General features: G+C 36.3%; 18 protein-coding genes. 14 read left to right on the top strand and 4 right to left on the bottom strand.

Annotation, left to right across the window (positions count from 1 at the left end; all coding sequences use genetic code 11):
• The first annotated feature begins 29 nt into the window (after positions 1-29).
• From AC1VNJ_RS08975 to AC1VNJ_RS08945, 7 genes are all read left to right on the top strand, one after another.
• Positions 30-1,463 (top strand): aldehyde dehydrogenase family protein, encoded by a 1,434-nt coding sequence (locus tag AC1VNJ_RS08975; protein WP_028414822.1) that lies wholly within the window; start codon positions 30-32, stop codon positions 1,461-1,463.
• Positions 1,464-1,554: 91 nt separating this feature from the next.
• A complete protein-coding gene (locus tag AC1VNJ_RS08970) occupies positions 1,555-2,457 on the top strand; it encodes an AEC family transporter (RefSeq protein ID WP_028414821.1) in 903 nt (300 codons plus the stop codon).
• Positions 2,458-2,983: 526 nt separating this feature from the next.
• The gene (locus AC1VNJ_RS08965; protein WP_430052293.1) at positions 2,984-4,180 is read left to right on the top strand and encodes a GTP-binding protein; all 1,197 of its coding nucleotides are present in this window, start codon (positions 2,984-2,986) and stop codon (positions 4,178-4,180) included.
• A gap of 158 nt (positions 4,181-4,338) precedes the next feature.
• The gene (gene dcd / locus AC1VNJ_RS08960; RefSeq protein ID WP_049165927.1) at positions 4,339-4,872 is read left to right on the top strand and encodes a dCTP deaminase; all 534 of its coding nucleotides are present in this window, start codon (positions 4,339-4,341) and stop codon (positions 4,870-4,872) included.
• Between the two features lie 143 nt (positions 4,873-5,015).
• Positions 5,016-5,960: a CobW family GTP-binding protein gene (locus AC1VNJ_RS08955; protein WP_430052291.1), complete on the top strand. Its 945-nt coding sequence runs from the start codon at positions 5,016-5,018 to the stop codon at positions 5,958-5,960.
• Between the two features lie 143 nt (positions 5,961-6,103).
• Positions 6,104-6,544 (top strand): Fe-S cluster assembly sulfur transfer protein SufU, encoded by a 441-nt coding sequence (gene sufU, locus AC1VNJ_RS08950; protein WP_482640657.1) that lies wholly within the window; start codon positions 6,104-6,106, stop codon positions 6,542-6,544.
• 494 nt (positions 6,545-7,038) lie between these two features.
• Entirely contained in the window at positions 7,039-8,448 is a 1,410-nt protein-coding gene (locus AC1VNJ_RS08945; RefSeq protein ID WP_034267302.1) for a glycoside hydrolase family 1 protein, read from the top strand.
• Between the two features lie 40 nt (positions 8,449-8,488).
• Here the strand turns inward: AC1VNJ_RS08945 and AC1VNJ_RS08940 are convergent, their stop codons facing one another.
• Positions 8,489-9,376, bottom strand: coding sequence for a MurR/RpiR family transcriptional regulator (locus tag AC1VNJ_RS08940; RefSeq protein ID WP_033580092.1), 888 nt, complete (start codon positions 9,374-9,376; stop codon positions 8,489-8,491).
• A 31-nt stretch (positions 9,377-9,407) separates the two neighbouring features.
• Here AC1VNJ_RS08940 and AC1VNJ_RS08935 point away from each other — a divergent pair, with 31 nt between their 5' ends.
• On the top strand, positions 9,408-10,817 hold the full coding sequence (locus tag AC1VNJ_RS08935) for a PTS transporter subunit EIIC (RefSeq protein WP_220462343.1): 1,410 nt from the start codon (positions 9,408-9,410) through the stop codon (positions 10,815-10,817).
• A 23-nt stretch (positions 10,818-10,840) separates the two neighbouring features.
• Complete coding sequence (locus AC1VNJ_RS08930; protein WP_098626308.1) at positions 10,841-11,317, top strand: PTS sugar transporter subunit IIA; 477 nt, start codon at positions 10,841-10,843, stop codon at positions 11,315-11,317.
• Positions 11,318-11,471: 154 nt separating this feature from the next.
• Here AC1VNJ_RS08930 and AC1VNJ_RS08925 read toward each other — a convergent pair whose 3' ends face one another.
• From AC1VNJ_RS08925 to AC1VNJ_RS08915, 3 genes are read right to left on the bottom strand one after another with little or no spacing between them, the layout of a single operon-like run.
• Complete coding sequence (locus AC1VNJ_RS08925) at positions 11,472-11,999, bottom strand: NAD(P)H-dependent oxidoreductase (RefSeq protein ID WP_482640656.1); 528 nt, start codon at positions 11,997-11,999, stop codon at positions 11,472-11,474.
• A gap of 49 nt (positions 12,000-12,048) precedes the next feature.
• The gene (locus tag AC1VNJ_RS08920; RefSeq protein ID WP_154992189.1) at positions 12,049-12,696 is read right to left on the bottom strand and encodes an SDR family NAD(P)-dependent oxidoreductase; all 648 of its coding nucleotides are present in this window, start codon (positions 12,694-12,696) and stop codon (positions 12,049-12,051) included.
• A 49-nt stretch (positions 12,697-12,745) separates the two neighbouring features.
• Entirely contained in the window at positions 12,746-13,183 is a 438-nt protein-coding gene (locus AC1VNJ_RS08915; RefSeq protein ID WP_014458900.1) for a MarR family winged helix-turn-helix transcriptional regulator, read from the bottom strand.
• A 226-nt stretch (positions 13,184-13,409) separates the two neighbouring features.
• On the opposite strand from AC1VNJ_RS08915, the gene AC1VNJ_RS08910 reads away from it, so the two are divergent.
• The 5 genes from AC1VNJ_RS08910 to AC1VNJ_RS08890 all read left to right on the top strand — a co-directional run bounded on the left by AC1VNJ_RS08910 (position 13,410) and on the right by AC1VNJ_RS08890 (position 16,503).
• The gene (locus AC1VNJ_RS08910; RefSeq protein WP_482640655.1) at positions 13,410-13,823 is read left to right on the top strand and encodes a DUF6892 domain-containing protein; all 414 of its coding nucleotides are present in this window, start codon (positions 13,410-13,412) and stop codon (positions 13,821-13,823) included.
• 246 nt (positions 13,824-14,069) lie between these two features.
• Positions 14,070-14,390 carry a PadR family transcriptional regulator gene (locus tag AC1VNJ_RS08905; protein WP_028414817.1) on the top strand — a complete coding sequence of 107 codons (321 nt, stop codon included), beginning with the start codon at positions 14,070-14,072 and terminating at the stop codon, positions 14,388-14,390.
• A gap of 58 nt (positions 14,391-14,448) precedes the next feature.
• Entirely contained in the window at positions 14,449-14,802 is a 354-nt protein-coding gene (locus AC1VNJ_RS08900) for a DUF1048 domain-containing protein (RefSeq protein ID WP_048019363.1), read from the top strand.
• A 189-nt stretch (positions 14,803-14,991) separates the two neighbouring features.
• A complete protein-coding gene (locus AC1VNJ_RS08895; protein WP_374733764.1) occupies positions 14,992-15,753 on the top strand; it encodes an ABC transporter ATP-binding protein in 762 nt (253 codons plus the stop codon).
• On the top strand, positions 15,754-16,503 hold the full coding sequence (locus AC1VNJ_RS08890; RefSeq protein WP_482640654.1) for an ABC transporter permease: 750 nt from the start codon (positions 15,754-15,756) through the stop codon (positions 16,501-16,503). It begins immediately after the preceding gene.
• The last annotated feature ends 414 nt before the right edge of the window (positions 16,504-16,917 follow it).

Below are 16,917 nucleotides of genomic sequence, written 5' to 3'. Positions count from 1 at the left end.
ACGCTAATACAATTGGGGATGTGGAGATAATGACAAGTTTAACTCAAGTCAAACAATATGGTTTATATGTAAATGGGGAATGGGAAACAACAGCAGAAAAAATGGAAGTCTTAAATAAATATACGCAGCAGCCTGCAGCTGAAATCTCAGTAGCTACAAAAGACGATGTAAATAAAGCTGTGGCCAGCGCGAAAGAGGCGTTAAAAAACACTTTTTCACCATATGAACGCTACGAGGTATTAATGAAAGCAGCTGAGCTACTGCTAAGCCGCCAAGAAGAATTTGCTGAAATTTTGGCTACTGAAGTTGGAAAGTCTATTCGTGAATCTCGCGGAGAAGTTGAGCGTGCGGCTACAACTTTACAAATTTCAGCGGAAGAGGCAAAGCGTATTCATGGAGAAGGTGTACCTGTTGAATCGGCTCAAGGCTCGGAGAATCGTATGGCTTTTACAGTAAAAGTCCCGGTTGGCGTTGTTGCAGCTATCACACCGTTTAATGTACCTATCAATCTAGTTTGTCATAAACTTGGACCGGCAATCGCAGCTGGGAATAGCGTAGTATTAAAGCCTGCTGAAGTCACTCCAATTTGTGCGCTCAAGCTAGCTGAGTTAATGGAAGAAGCAGGGCTGCCAAAAGGGCGCCTTCAAGTATTGACTGGAGATGGGGCAGAAATTGGTGAATGGTTATTAGAAAACCAAGATGTTAATATGTTTACGTTCACAGGAAGCCCAAGAGTAGGAGAACTTATCCGATCTAAGGCGGGTTTACGTAAAGTTTCACTTGAACTAGGAAATAATTCGGCTACTGTCGTACATAAAGACGCTGATTTAGAAAAAGCTGCATCTTTAATTTCTCAAAAAAGCTTTAATAACGCAGGACAAGTTTGCATTTCGGTTCAACGAATTTATGTTCATACGAATATTTATACTGCTTTTGTTAATAAGCTAAAAGAAAAAACAGAAAAGTTAGTAGTCGGTAATCCAATGGATGAGCAAACCGATATTGGACCTATGATTCGTCTTAAAGAAGCAGAGCGAGTGGAAGAATGGGTAAAAGAAGCGGTGGAAGAAGGGGCAAAAATTGAACTAGGAGGAAAGCGTGACGGTGCTTTTTATCTTCCTACAATTTTGACTAATGTAAATGATGAGATGAAAGTTTGTCGTCAAGAAGTATTCGGGCCAGTAGTAGCCATTGCTCAATATGATGAGATTGATGAAGTGATTTCAAAAGTAAATGATTCTGACTATGGGTTACAGGCAGGCCTTTTTACGAACGACTTACAGTTTGCTATGAAGGCAGCTCGTGAAATCGAAGTAGGCGGATTAATTGTAAATGATGCTTCAGCGTATCGTGTCGATCATATGCCGTATGGCGGTGTGAAAAAGAGCGGTAACGGAAAAGAAGGTCCAAAATATGCAATTGAAGAAATGACGGAAGAACGTATCATTGTTCTAAATTTATAATGTATTAGTTTAAATGAAAGACCTAGATTCTTAATTTTCTAGGTCTTTCATTTGGAAAATAACAAAGAAAAAATGACGAAGGTGAACAAACATGGAGTTCCTAACAATCCTTCTTCCTATTTTCGGGATTTTTGCACTTGGATTTATTGGACAAAAGAAAATAGGATTTGATACCAAAACGATTTCAACAATGGCACTTTATTTGATGTCTCCAGTTCTAGTGTTCAAAACATTTTACACAACCAAATTTACGATTGATTACTTATATCTTACGTTATACACATTTGCCCTTTGCTTTGCATTAATTGCTGTCGTCTATATTATTGCTTATTTTCAGCGATATTCTACTTCAGAAACCTGTGGAATGATATTAGCGTCTTCATTTATGAATAATGGAAACTACGGTACACCTGTTGTTTTATTACTTTTTGGCGTTACCGGCTTAGACTCTGCCATTATTCTCATGGTCATACAGCAACTGGTCATGTGTACAGTTGGAGTTTACTATGCTGCGAAAGGAAGTCCAAATGGAAATGGTATAAAATCAGCTATTGACGCAGTCCGACGGATACCAATTGTGTATGGGGGACTTTTAGGAGCTATATTTCAGTTTCTTCATATTCCGTTAAGCAACTCTGTAAAAGAAGCGGTTGATTTAGTAGCCGGTGCAGCTATTCCTACCATCATGATTGTACTTGGCATGCAGCTTGCTAAAATATCAATTAGAAATTTAGCCAAAGCCAAAGTTTCATGGTCATTAGCGATCAAGCTTGTAATCTCGCCGTTTATTGCTTATATACTAACGCTTCTGCTACCTGTGGATGAGATGGTGAAACAAATCATGATTATTATGGCTGCTATGCCCACAGCTGCTAATACAACTATGTACGCGCTGCAATTTAATACAGAGCCGGAGTTTGTATCAAGCGCAACGTTAATTAGTACCTCTCTAAGCCTTGCTACATTGCCTATCATTTTTCTAATTGTTTTGTAAAATAACACAGAAAAACGTTTCAATATAGGTTGAAAAAATAATTTTATTATATGACTTTAAAAGGAGTAGTCAACGTGAATTCTCCTCATAACGCAGTTTTAAAAAGATATTTAAAGTTTATTTTCTATTTTAGTTTTGTGTTCTTCTTATACTTCTACTTCACATACAGTTTTCAACACTATCTGACGAAATATTTATTTCTTAATTGTTTACTGACGGGGACATCTTTCTTAATTCGAAATTTAAGAGGTTATACGGAAAAACTGTAAAGGCACTGGTAACGGAAAAAACTTATTAAAAGGACCTATGGATTCTTTTAATAAGTTTTTTTGGGTTTTAGTATGATCCTTGAGTATATCTATACAGCAGAGGGGCTCCAATCACTAGTGAATAAAAAGAGTGCCTTACAGCTCATATAAAAATGCAAGAGAAATAAATAACAATTTTACTAAATTTCTTGCCTTCATCTAATCTACATAGTATGCTTAAATCGTAATAATTACGATTTAGGTATAGGAGTGTTCCAATGAAGAAAATACCTGTTACCGTTTTAAGTGGCTATTTAGGGTCTGGAAAAACTACATTATTAAATCATATTTTAAAGAATCGACAGGGATTAAGAGTAGCAGTCATTGTAAATGACATGAGTGAAGTCAATATCGATGCTGAATTAGTAAAGCAGGGTGGAGATTTATCCCGAACTGAAGAAAAGCTTGTTGAAATGTCAAATGGGTGTATTTGCTGTACTTTAAGAGAAGATCTTCTAATTGAAGTAGAGAAATTAGCTAAAAGAGGAAATATTGATTATATAGTAATTGAGTCTACAGGCATAAGTGAACCCGTTCCTGTAGCACAAACGTTTTCATATATCGATGAAGAAGTAGGAATTGATCTAACTCAATTCTGTAAACTTGATACGATGGTGACGGTTGTAGATGCAAATCGCTTCTGGAAAGATTTCGAGTCAGGAGATTCTTTACTTGATCGTAAAGAATCGTTAGGAGAAGAGGATACAAGGGAAATAGCAGATCTACTAATTGACCAAATTGAATTTTGTGATGTGCTGATTCTAAACAAATGTGACCTCGTAACAGAAGGTGAGCTGCTGAAATTAGAGAACGTACTAAGAACATTACAACCTAGTGCTAAAATTATTCGTGCTATTCATTCACAAGTTGATTTAGGAGAAATTTTAAATACGAACTTATTTGATTTCGATAAAGCGAGCGCTTCGGCTGGCTGGATAAAGGAACTCAATGAAGGTCATCATGCGCATACACCTGAAACAGAGGAATATGGAATCAGTTCTTTTGTCTATGACATAAAAAGGCCTTTTCATTCAGAACGTTTTACTGAATGGGTTTATTCAATGCCAAAGCAAATAGTTAGAGCTAAAGGAATTGCATGGTGCGCTAGCCGAAATAATGTAGCACTTTTAATGTCTCAAGCTGGACCATCTGTAAGTATTGAGCCTATTTCTTATTGGGTTGCCTCCTTGCCAAGAAACCAACAAGAGCAAATTATTAAACAAAATCCGCATTTATTGGATGAATGGGATGATCAGTTTGGTGACCGTCATACCAAATTAGTATTTATCGGTGTGGATTTAGAACAAGATAAAATTGAAAAGGAATTAGACCAATGTCTTCTAACGGAGGAAGAGCTGGAAGAGGATTGGAGTGAGTTTACAGATTCCTTCACTTGGAAGTTACAACAGGCGTAGTAGAAAATATTTTATCTCATTTGTGGCTTCTAAAATGTCAAAAGGTTTGATTTATACTGCAATCGAAGGAAGCAGGTTAATACTTTTTAACCTGCTTATTTTTCATAAGGTGTAATCATTGGTTTTTTATACTAAAACGTAAAGAAAGCGAGAATAGGATGATTTTATCTGATAAAACTATCGAGCAGAAAATAAAAGACAAACAATTACATATTGAACCGTTAACGGATAATCAAATTCAACCTGCTTCAGTGGATTTAAGAATAGGATCTAGCTATTTAAAGGTTAAAGAGCATCAAGTAGGTGTTATGTCTTTAGACCAAGAAATTAAATATGAACGCCTAAAAAGTGATGAAATAATTATTCCGCCGCATTCGTTCTTGCTGGCAACTACATTGGAGTACATTAAACTTCCCAATGATTTAACTGCTTTTGTAGAAGGCAGAAGCTCTATAGGCAGAATGGGATTGTTTATCCAAAATGCCGGCTGGGTAGATCCAGGGTTTGAAGGACAAATTACTCTTGAACTATATAATGCTAACCGCCTGCCCATAAGGCTAATTAAAGGGTGGAGAATTTGCCAACTAGTATTTGCCCAAATGGATCAATCGACCATTAGTCCTTACAGAGGAAAATATCAGGGACAAAAGAATGCTACCGGCAGTAAAATTTTCTTAGATGAGGGTAGATAGAGGAATTAAAATTAATAGAAGAATTCCGGTATGATGTGAAACAACGGAGTATAACAAAAGATATATTGAAACTAAAAGTAAGCGCTCAGGTCATATGAAAGAAACGAAACATTGAATATAAAAGAAGAAATGAGTGAAGATAGGTGAAAAAAATTGAAATATATATACTTGGTGGTTTTTTAGGGAGTGGAAAAACGACCTTATTACAAACTATTTTAGAGCAAGAGAAGAAACGAAAGAAAAAAGTGGCTGTTTTATTAAATGAAATAGGAGAGCACTCTGTTGATACAGATATTATTGGAAGAGAAACGCCGTTAAGAGAGCTTTTAAATGGCTGTATTTGCTGCACGATGAAGGATCAATTAGAACTGCAGCTATTATCTCTCTATCAACAGCATCAACCAGATGTTATTTACATAGAAACAACGGGAGTTGCACATCCTTTAGAAGTTTTAGACGCCTGTTTATCCCCTATTATTGCGCCATATATTGATGTTAAGTCTATTATTAGCGTCATTGATTTAAGCAGATGGAAAGATCGTAAGAAATTGAATAAATCAATTCAGAAGCTGCTTGTAGAACAAATAAAATATAGTGATCATTTAATCTTAAATAAAAGTGATTTAGTGACCAAAGAAGATCAATTATCTCTACAAGAGGAAATAAGAGAGGTGAATACTAAGGCTCAAATGAGCAAAACAACATATGGGAATATTTCATCCCTAGAAGAAATTAATCATTCCTTTCATTCCTCTGTGGATAATCATACTGAACTACACATTCATCACCATCTGCATATTCAAACGATGACTTATCAATTTGAAGGTAAAGTTATAAAAGAAGAATTTGAAAAATGGATAAAAGAACTGCCTGGTACTATTTATCGAATAAAAGGCTTTTTACAGTTTGTAGGAAGTGAGGAAGATACTTATTTATTTCAATATTCATATGGAATTCCTTACTCTTTTCCACAAAAAAAATCCTTTCCAAACAATCTCGTCTTTATTGGCGAAAAATTTGATAAAGAAAAGTTAAACAAAGAGTTAAAAAGCTTAGAAGAAAGCGCGAAGCAAAAAAGCTTTTTATAAAAAAGACGACATCTTCACAATTTACCTATCCAATAAGGGGGATAGGTTGTTTGGTTCTGATTAAAGTAGAAGAAAAGGTGTAAGAAAAGCCTCGATTTTCTATCAGTAGATCGTTTTCCTTAAAAGCATAAGGGGGGAAATAAATGAACCTAGATCATTTATACAAGCATGTAATAATGGATCATGCGAAAAATAGAAGAAACCACAGAACGATGGAATCCTACACTCATAAAGTGCATTATAAAAACCCTACTTGTGGGGATATCATGACAATGTATGCAGTCATTAAAGGCGATCGAGTGCAGGATATATCTTTTATAGGAGAAGGTTGTTTTATTAGTATGGCTTCTTCATCGATGTTTACAACGATAGCAAAAGACAAAAAAATAGAAGAAATAAAGGATATTTCTACCCTTATAAAAAATATGATTGTACGTGGAAGTGAAGTAGAAGATCCTCAAATACAAGATGCGATTAGTTTAAGAGATATTTATAAGCTGCCTTCAAGACATAATTGTGCGTTAATGCCCTGGCAAGCATTTGATGAATTATTAAAAATGAAACAAGAACAACAAATTAAGTAAGAAGTAAAAAAATTATGCAGCTCCATTTTGGACAAATCGTCTCAAAGTCATTGTAAGACCTTAATTAAATGGTGTCCATGAATCCATACTAACTCCAGTTGTTATACATGAAATCATCCATATTATAGGCTTTGAAGATGAAACAACTAGAGTATATTTCTATTTTCTTTAATGAGTTACCTCGCTTCTAATGTTGAGGTAGCTTTTTATTTTGTGTGAATACCTTCACTTGATAAACGAATATTGCCTATGTTCATAATTAGATTCCAAAGGCGTTTGTTTTATGGTAAACAAGCTACTTAAAACACATACAAATACTTTGCACCAGAAACCGACGAGGTCGTTCGATTAGAAATTTTGCAAGATGACTATCAGGATTTTTCTGTTTTTATAAAAATCTCTGCTACTTTCTTTCTGAATCTTTCAGATATATTGTGGAGTATGCGTTTTCATAATATGGTATACATACAAAATCAATAAAAAAGGAGAATACTATGAAACAGTCATTAAAAGAATTTCCTAAAGATTTTATGTGGGGCGGTGCAATCGCAGCCAATCAAGCTGAAGGAGCTTATCTGGAGGACGGAAAAGGTTTAGATATATCATCTGGATTTGCAAATGGGATTAAGCATGCTCATGATAAAGTAATTGACGAGAATAAATTCTATCCAAACCATGAAGCGATAGATTTTTATCATCGATACAAAGAAGACTTAGCCTTGATGGAAGAAATGAATTTTAATGTGTTTCGCACGTCTATTAATTGGTCAAGAATTTTTCCAAATGGAGATGATGTAGAGCCAAATGAGGCTGGACTAAAGTTTTACGATGATTTATTTGATGAAATGATTAAAAGGGGCATGAAACCCTTAATTACGTTAAGTCATTATGAAACGCCTTTACACCTTGTTGAAAAATATGGGAGCTGGAGAAACAGAAAGTTAATTACTTTCTTTTTAAATTATTGTGAGACAGTGTTTGAAAGATACAAGGACAAAGTGAAATATTGGCTTACTTTTAATGAGATCAATAATATGAGAAGAATGCCTGGGGGAGCTGGCGGTATCTTTTTTGAAGAAGGTGAAAACAGACAGCAAGTAGTCTATCAGGCTAGCCATAACATGTTTGTAGCGAACAGCTTGGCTATTAAAAAATTTAGAACGATTATTCCTGATGGTAAAATTGGCTGCATGCTTTCACTGAGCAATGTTTACCCGCATACATGTAAGCCAGAAGATGTATTTGAAACAATGGAGTTACGCAGAAGGTCACTGATGTTTGGAGATGTAATGATCAGAGGAGAGTATCCAAGTTATACTTCAAGAATTTGGGAAGAAGAAGGCGTAGAAGTAAACATGCAGCCGGGAGATGAAGAAATTATTAAATGTTATACGAGTGATTTCCTTGCTTTAAGCTACTACAGAACTTCAACTCATGAGTATGGCCAGCCATTCTATGGTGATACAGGAGGAGATCAAGGAACGCCAAATCCGTATATTGGGACTACCCCTTGGGGATGGCAAATTGATCCTCTAGGGTTAAGATATACACTTAACGAGCTTTATGATCGATATCAGCTTCCACTTTTTCTTGTGGAGAATGGACTAGGTCAAATCGATGAAATAGATGAGAATGGTGAAATTAACGATTTTTATCGTATTGAATACGTGAGGGATCATGTGAAAGCCATGAAAGAAGCTTTACAAGATGGGGTAGAAATTATGGGCTATACTTATTGGGGACCCATTGACATTATCAGTGCCGGGACGGCTGAAATGAAAAAAAGGTATGGTTTCATTTACGTTGATCGTGACAACGAAGGGAACGGCACCATGGAGCGAAGAAAGAAAGCTTCATTTGATTGGTATGCAAACTTAATAAAAAATAATGGAAACAATATCTAGAAAGCACAAAGCAGAAAGCACGCTCAGTGCCTTCTGCTTTCTATTCAAGATTATTGTTTTTGTAAAAGTAATCTCTTTCTGTTTTTCTTTTGGCAAAAGTAGATAAATTGTTACTATTTTTCTTATAGTTAAGGCTAAATAATTCACCGAAGACGCAGTCAAGGACGTAGAGCATCGCATTTCTCGATGTAAACGATCCCATTTTATATCTGCTTTCTGTCGAATGAATACGCAACGTCACATGAGCTAATTTTTCATATGGCCAAGCGTTTTTAGAAGCAGTCAATAAAATAAATGGAATGTTGTTTGTTACTAGTTCATCGATAATGTAATGCATTTGATGACTATTAGAATACTGGGAGATTACCACTGCTGCTTTTTTAATATTTGTAGGATTATCATCTCGAAAACTTTGAGCTTCCTGAAATCCATTTAATGGCTCAAGAACGGATAGAAGTCCTAACCGAATCATTTTATAGTGTAAGTCTTCCGCAATGATTAATGATTCTCCGCGTCCATAAATATAAGTGATGTCTGCTTTATTAATCAATTGCGCAGCCATTTTAATATCCGAAATGTTCAGTGCTTTGTACTCATATTCTAAGGCTTGAAGTGACAGGCGATAGAACGTATTAGCAATTTCTTCTGTTGTAGCTTCCTCTGGGATTGGTAAATCAACAGACGGCATTTGTCCATCAAGTGCAAATGATGTCAATTCAGAAGCAAGTTTAATCTTAAAATCAGAAAAACCTTTTACACCTAATTTCTTACAAAGACGAATGATTGAGGCCTGAGAGACGTGACATTCTTCACTAAGTTCTTCTAATGAAATGTTAACTACTATTCTTGGATATTCTAAAATAAATGATGCAATAACATTCTCTGTACTCGTAAGATTATTTGTTTGTTTTAAATTATCAAAAATCATATTTATCACCTAATAGAAAGTAGGAACAACAATGAACCATAGAGAGATTGCCAAAAAAATAATAGAAGAAAGTGGCGGTATAGAGAACATTTCCAGCGTCACTCATTGTTCTACTCGATTACGAATCTTTATTAAGGATAAGTCTAAAGTAAATCAAGAACAAATACAAGCTATAAAGCCAGTTTTAGGAGTGGTTTTCCCAGAAGACGAACTGCAAATTGTGCTTGGTCAAAATATGATACCTATTTATGAAAGCGTTTCTAAAACATTTGAATCTCAATCAGCAAATAGCAGTGCTAGCACAAATGAAACGCAAGAAGCTAGTCAAAGTAGTCATACGACGAAGAGTACGGAAACTGGTAAGAAGACGATCGGTAAATTTTTATATAAAGTTCTTGCATTTGTATCGGCTGCAGTTACACCAATGATTCCTGGTCTTGTTGCTGGAGGTATGCTAAAAGTATTTCTTTTATTAGCTACACTTGTATTTCCAGCATTCGAGAGCTCTTCTACGTATTCGATGCTAAATATGTTAGCGGATGTACCATTTTACTTTATGCCTATTTTTGTCGCTTATGGTGCTAGTAAAAAGCTAGGAGGCACGCCTTTATATAGTATGACTGTTGCAGCAGCACTTGTTTATCCTACTTTTATGACTGCTGTTACGGAAGGGACAAGTTTATCACTTTTAAATATCCCAGTGACACTCGTAAAGTATAATAGCACGCTGCTTCCAGCATTATTAATTAGTATATTTGCTTATTATTGCGAGAAATTTTTAGTGAAAGTAATTCCTGGTATCATTCGTCCAGTATTTGTTGGAATGCTGACTATTACAGCTGCATATATCCTTGGAATTACAGTACTAGGGCCACTAGGTGATATAGTTGGTAGCTATGTTGTTCATATTTTCTTATGGTCATCAGTAAATATTGGACCTTTTGCTGTGGGTATTTTAGCAGCATGTATGCCTTGGCTAGTAATGACAGGTATGCATCATGCCGTCACACCATTTATGGTACAAGCTATTACAAACCCTGGATATGACGGATTATTCAAACCAGCATATCTGCTGCATAACATGGCTGAAGGCGGAGCTTGTTTAGGGGTAGCTTTACGTACGAAAGACAAGGCTTTAAAAGCAGAATGCTATAGTTTGGCGGTGGGGTGTATTTTAGCTGGCGTTACTGAACCAGCGCTTTATGGAGTGAATTTAAGATTAAAAAAGCCCATGTATGGCGTAATGGCTGGCAGTGCTTTAGGGGGGATTGTAGCAGGACTAATGGGTGCAACAGCATATGTATACGGCTATTCTACTATACTAGCAATTCCAATTTTCCAACAAACTATCATGGCAATTGTAACCGCTATTATCGTCTCAATTGTCTCAGCTTGTATCATAACGATCATTATTGGATTTGACGAAGAATTACTTCGATAATTATGTAAAAGGATGGGAGAATAATGTTTAATATTTTCAAAAAGAAAGAGAAAGTTACCGAGATATATTCACCTGTAGAAGGGATTATTCATCATTTAGAAACTGCTTCAGACCCCGTTTTTAAACAAAAAATAATGGGAGACGGGTTCTATGCGTTACCTCATGCCAAAGAAATATATGCACCTATCGAAGGAGTAATCGATTCTATTTTTCCAACTAAACATGCCTTTACAATGAAAACTGACAGTGGAATCAGCATTTTGGTTCATATTGGTACCGACACAGTACAGCTAGAGGGCATCCCTTTTGAACTCAGTGCTAAAGAGGGAGACTATGTGAAACCAGGTGACTTACTCGGTACTGCTGACTTTGATTATATAAAAGACAAGGGTAAGGGAACAGAAGTATATGTGGTTTTTCCAGAACTTGATGATTCAAGAGAATTAACGCTGACTAAAAGGGAGAGAGTTAGTAGTCAAGATGTTATTGGTACGATTTGATTGTTCGGCAAACATAGAAGATAATGGTGTCTGCATGTAGAATAGTGAAAAGAGGTAACAAAAAAGACTAAGCGCCTTCGCGTTAGTCTTTTTTTATTTGCGCTACAATTTTTGTGAGAATATATCAGATGTTTTGTACAAAGATTGTCCGCGCTTAAAAGGTAAGTTTGAGGTGATGCAACAACTCTTCAGCACTTTCATGGACTTGTTCGTTCGTTAAGATACGTGCTCCTTGTTTTATGAAAGAGGGCAAAAATCGCATACCGGTCAAGTTAGCTGTTGCTTGAAACGGTTTGGTTAGTTCACTCATGCTGAAAAGGTTAGATCCACCAGCTTGATAGGCTGCTTCAGGTCCGCCTGTTGAAATGCCTAACATAAACTCTTTTCCATGCAATTTTGTGCCTTCAGATCCGTATGCCCAACCATAACTAAGAACAACATCCTGCCACTCCTTTAATAAAGAAGGACTGCTGTACCAGTAGAGCGGGAATTGAAACACAATCCGTTCGTGTTCAAGCAGCAATTGTTGTTCGTAAGCAACATCAATAGTACCGTTTGGATATGTGGCATATAAATCATGAACAGTAATGTCGCTCTCTTGACTCAAGCGATCTTTCCATGTTTTGTTAATAGTTGAAGTGGTTAAATTGGGATGTGCAACAATAACTAATGTTTTTTTCATAAATAAACTCCTTTTATATTTGTATATACAAATGATGTGTTAAAAATTTTTACTTTTCTTCAAAAGTGACTTCTACGTCTTTTCGGTTTTCAAACATGTGATAGAAGGTCTCAGCAATATTCGCAGGTGAGACGTACGTTCCTTCTTCAACAAAACCCTTAATAGTCAACGTTCCAACGTAAATTCCTTTTGAAGCAAGTTCTTGATTCAAGCTATATGCTAAATTACGAATGCCTGCTTTTCCAATCGCTAATGAAGAATAGTCAGCATATGGATGAAGAGCTAATCCGCCGCCTGTTAACAAAATGGCTCCGTTTTGCATATGGGGAACGGTTTCTTTAACAGCAGTAAGAGCTCCAGATACACTGATTTTAAAATCTTCTACTAATTGATCAGCGCTCAATGTTGTTGGTTTGCCAGGTCTTCCTGAAGCAGCATTGTATAAAAGAACGTCAATGGTTCCATAAGTATTAATTACTTTATCAATGGCTTTTCTTAAAGATTCTTGAGAAGAGACATCACCTGGAAATCCTTTTGCTATAATTCCGTCTTTTTCAAGCTCATCTTCATATCTCTGTAAGGAGTCCATATTACGGGAGATCATAGCGACTTTAAATCCTTCTTTTCCAAATTTTCTTGCTGTATTTAAGCTAATCCCTGGACCAGAACCAACAATTAGTAATAGTTTTTCAGACACATTGAATCCTCCTATTATATTTGTATATGCAAATGAAGGGGTAAAAAAATTACGATTCTTTCTCTAACTTATTGCTCGCTTCATGCAGCATTTTACTTAAGTCTTTACTAAATTCATCTCCTAATATTTCTGAGTAATTAGTAAACAATTCTTTTAAAGAAACGCGAAACTGATGATACACTTTTTCTCCTTCATCCGTTAACGAGATCCGCGTCTGCTTTCCATCCATTTTTTTGACGACAAGCTTTAATTTTTCAAGTTTATCAATAAACCTCGTACTTGTAGAAGGAGCAATTGATAGCTTGTGGCACAGTTCTTTCTGAGTGATATCCGGATGAAACTTTACAATCATAATCATGTAAAGATAGGAAGGAGCGACGTCACCAAAATCAAATGTTTTTTCAGCTAATTTTGTAATGTTGCGAGCAAATCGGCTAGCTGTAAAGTAAAGACAGTGTATTAATATTTGTTCTTCTTCATTATTCATGTAATCATTCCTTTTCTTCATTTGCATATACAAATTAACACGTAATAAAAGTAAAGTCAACTAAGTTGTGGTTGAATATTTGGTTCAGTTGTGCCCTCAATGTGAAAATAATAAAAACGAAAAACATATGTGAAAACCCAGGTTTTGTTTATAGATGATTGTTATAATACAAATAGTGCAGGGGCGATTGCAAGCCTAATACAGAGATAAAATCGGAGGTAGCAAAATGGGGAAAAGTGGAATGTTTACAGATTTTAATTTTAAATTAGTGGTTATTGAAGCTTTATTAGATCAAGAGCCATTATTTCTAAAAGAATTAACCGACTTAAAAGATAAGTATACGAATAATTTTGAATGGTATTCTGGAGCTGGCCCCATTGTTGAAATCAAAGATTATTTAGAAGAGTTAACTCTGGAAAAGAGTGATTTGGAAAAGGTTGAATGCCTTTGCTTTGATGGAGGTAATGAAATTTATCACATCCTAAAGCCAGATTGGGATGGCGAAGACAGTTTGTTTGATGTATTATCTGTTGAAGGATTTCAGAACTTAAAGAATCTAAAAGCAGTGGACTATATTTCCATGTGCAATCCAGAAGTATTAGAACCATTTAAACAAGCTGGAATTGAGAATGAGGATTAAGGAGAAGGAAGGCAATGTACTAACAGAAATAACTCATTTTGATAAAAAATGGTTTTTCTATAATAAACAGCATAAATAATTTTGAAAATATTTTAAAAAATAGTTGAAATGCCCGGTACTAAGTATTACAATCTACATATACTAAGTATTACTTAATAGCTTAATTTTAAAAGTTATTAAGTAAAAATTGGCTTGGTACTAAGTAATACAGAATATAAGTCAGACAATATAGAGGAGGTTCTGAAGATCGAAAATTTAACTGAAATGCTGAAGGGTTCGCTGGAAGGCTGTGTGTTAGAAATTATCAGCCGCCATGAAACCTATGGCTATGAGATCACACGCCGTCTGAACGAGCTTGGATTTATCGAGGTCGTGGAAGGAACGGTCTACACTATTCTCGTACGATTAGAAAAGAAAAAACTTGTGAATATAGAAAAAAAACCATCAGATATGGGCCCACCCCGCAAATTTTATTCGCTTAATGAGGCGGGCTACAAGGAGCTTGAGTTGTTTTGGAAAAGGTGGGATTTTGTATCATCAAAAATCAACGTCTTGAAGTCAAACTAGCTTCATAGGATAGTTTTAAAGCATCTTATGAAGCTTTATAAAAAGGAGGAAAAATGACATGTTGGAAATATTCAAAAAAATGATTGGTGATAAAAAAGAGTATAAAATGATGATGGCACGGGTTGAAGCCTTGCCAGAGGACTATGAGTTTGTATTTAAAAAAATTCAAAACTACATGTGGAATTTCTCATCGGGCAACGGAATGGATATGCTACACATGCAGTATGAATTAATTGATTTATTCGAAGCAGGTGCTGCAGAAGGTAGACAGGTGCTCGAAATTACTGGAGACGATGTGGCTTCCTTTGCTGACGAATTAGTGGCAAACGCTAAAACTTATATGGTTAAGTATCGTGAAGATTTGAACCAGAGTATTAAGGAACGATTAGGAAAAAATAAATTTAATCAATAACATCGACTGAATAGCTAGTTGCTTTTGCTATTCAGTCATTTTTTAAACTCAGTACTAAGTGATACAGAATATCAGTCAGACTAAATAGTGAGATATCAAAAACCTAGCTCTACGAGATGCTCAGCTTAGTTACAGCATGACAGTTCTAGCAAGCAAGCTTGTGGAGCTTTTTAAAAGGAGGAAAAACGTATGAGAAATACAGCGATTTTTGTAAAAGAGTTAAAAAAGTCCTTTAAAGACAAAGAAGTTTTAAAAGGGGTGAATGTTGAGGTGCAGCGCGGTGAAATTTTTGCACTGCTGGGCTCAAATGGATCAGGGAAGACGACGATAGTTAACATTCTTTCAACGCTGATGAAGGCTGATAGCGGCGAAGTAAGTATTTGCGGATTTGACGTCCAACGTCAACCGGCTGACGTCCGCCAAAACATCAGCCTAACGGGGCAGTTCGCAGCGTTAGACGGCATGCTTACTGGGAAGGAAAACCTGATAATGATCGCCAAATTGCGAGGGGTATCTAATCCTAATGAAGTAGCTGACAATCTTCTTGGAAGATTCAGCTTGACCGATGCAGCCAATCGTCGGGCGGATCAATATTCCGGTGGAATGAAGCGCCGACTTGATATAGCTATGAGTCTGATTGGGGCGCCAGCCGTTATTTTTCTCGACGAACCGACGACCGGACTTGATCCGGAAGCCCGGATTGAAGTCTGGAACACCATCAAAGAGCTTGCTGGCGGTGGTACGACCATCTTGCTCACGACTCAGTATCTGGAAGAAGCTGAACAACTGGCAGATCGTATAGCCATCCTACATGGCGGAAAAATCATCAAAACCGGTACCCTTACCGAACTCAAAGAGATGTTCCCCCCAGCAAAAGTGGAATACATTGAGAAACAGCCAACATTGGAGGAAATCTTCCTCGCAATCATCGGCAAAAAGGAGGAAATGTAAATGAAAAACAATACAGGTGTATTACTAGGACGTTTGATGCGCACTATTATGCGCAGCCCGGATACGATTATTACGGTGGCGATTACGCCGATTATGATGATGCTACTGTTTGTCTACGTATTTGGTGGCGCTATAAACACAGGAACAGCCAATTACGTCAATTATTTATTACCGGGAATCCTGCTGATGGCTATCGCATCCGGCGTCGCTTACACGTCCGTGCGGCTATTTAATGATGTGAAAAGTGGACTGATGGCCCGTTTCATCACCATGCCCATTAAACGTTCTTCGGTATTATGGGCTCACGTGTTGACATCTTTTGTTTCCAATGCGCTTACTATCTTGATAGTTATCTTCGTCGCGCTCTTGATGGGTTTCCGTTCCAGTGCTGATATCCTAGATTGGTTCGCGGTAGCCGGGATACTCGGGCTGTTTACGCTAGCGCTGACATGGTTGGCCATTATTCCAGGACTGACAGCGAAATCTATGGAAGGAGCCACAGGCTACTCGTACCCACTGATTTTCCTACCTTTTATTAGTTCCGCCTTTGTTCCCACTGAAACGATGCCTAAAGCTGTTCGTGCATTCGCCGAAAACCAGCCCGTGACTTCAATCGTGAATACGATTCGTGCACTCTTGTATGAAGGATCTGTTGGCAATGATATTTGGAGTGCCCTTGCCTGGTGCCTAGGTATCATGGTCATTGCTTACTTCTTCGCTAGTAAAAAATTCAAACGCAAATTAGGGTGAATTTTATAGACTGAGCAAGCTACCCAAGGTATATGGAATCATCGGAATTTTAATGTAAAGTATTGATAGCATAAAACAGGGATTACTTCTAGTTGTCGCAATGCCTCTTGAGTTTATCGTTTATACAGCTAACTGAACAAAATTAAAAATTAAATAAAGGAGAAAGACCCATAGGTAAGCTAAAAATACATTAAAAAAAATCAATAATAAAAAATCTCTATTTTTCATAACTAACTTCTATTACAATTTTTTCTAGTTTCTATGATTTCATCATAGAAGCTTCTTTATATTGGTATTTATTAATCATTTTTCAGTTTCTGTCATAAGTATTTTTGTTTAATTTGTAAAAATATTTTGAATTAATGATCTGTCTATGATAGTATTTAAATCAGTAAATCATATATAAAATTTAAA

This window comes from Priestia sp. 3CA3, from assembly GCF_056836725.1.
This window is presented reverse-complemented; position numbering and strand designations above follow the sequence as displayed.

What these genes read in the sequence shown, in the direction of transcription:
- AC1VNJ_RS08970 (WP_028414821.1), top strand. Translation starts at nt 1,555, where the DNA reads ATGGAGTTCCTAACAATCCTTCTTCCTATTTTCGGGATTTTTGCACTT.
- AC1VNJ_RS08900 (WP_048019363.1), top strand. Translation starts at nt 14,449, where the DNA reads ATGTTGGAAATATTCAAAAAAATGATTGGTGATAAAAAAGAGTATAAA.
- sufU (WP_482640657.1), top strand. Translation starts at nt 6,104, where the DNA reads ATGAACCTAGATCATTTATACAAGCATGTAATAATGGATCATGCGAAA.
- AC1VNJ_RS08890 (WP_482640654.1), top strand. Translation starts at nt 15,754, where the DNA reads ATGAAAAACAATACAGGTGTATTACTAGGACGTTTGATGCGCACTATT.
- AC1VNJ_RS08940 (WP_033580092.1), bottom strand. Translation starts at nt 9,376, where the DNA reads ATGATTTTTGATAATTTAAAACAAACAAATAATCTTACGAGTACAGAG.
- AC1VNJ_RS08895 (WP_374733764.1), top strand. Translation starts at nt 14,992, where the DNA reads ATGAGAAATACAGCGATTTTTGTAAAAGAGTTAAAAAAGTCCTTTAAA.
- AC1VNJ_RS08930 (WP_098626308.1), top strand. Translation starts at nt 10,841, where the DNA reads ATGTTTAATATTTTCAAAAAGAAAGAGAAAGTTACCGAGATATATTCA.
- AC1VNJ_RS08925 (WP_482640656.1), bottom strand. Translation starts at nt 11,999, where the DNA reads ATGAAAAAAACATTAGTTATTGTTGCACATCCCAATTTAACCACTTCA.
- AC1VNJ_RS08915 (WP_014458900.1), bottom strand. Translation starts at nt 13,183, where the DNA reads ATGAATAATGAAGAAGAACAAATATTAATACACTGTCTTTACTTTACA.
- AC1VNJ_RS08945 (WP_034267302.1), top strand. Translation starts at nt 7,039, where the DNA reads ATGAAACAGTCATTAAAAGAATTTCCTAAAGATTTTATGTGGGGCGGT.
- AC1VNJ_RS08975 (WP_028414822.1), top strand. Translation starts at nt 30, where the DNA reads ATGACAAGTTTAACTCAAGTCAAACAATATGGTTTATATGTAAATGGG.
- dcd (WP_049165927.1), top strand. Translation starts at nt 4,339, where the DNA reads ATGATTTTATCTGATAAAACTATCGAGCAGAAAATAAAAGACAAACAA.
- AC1VNJ_RS08935 (WP_220462343.1), top strand. Translation starts at nt 9,408, where the DNA reads ATGAACCATAGAGAGATTGCCAAAAAAATAATAGAAGAAAGTGGCGGT.
- AC1VNJ_RS08965 (WP_430052293.1), top strand. Translation starts at nt 2,984, where the DNA reads ATGAAGAAAATACCTGTTACCGTTTTAAGTGGCTATTTAGGGTCTGGA.
- AC1VNJ_RS08910 (WP_482640655.1), top strand. Translation starts at nt 13,410, where the DNA reads ATGGGGAAAAGTGGAATGTTTACAGATTTTAATTTTAAATTAGTGGTT.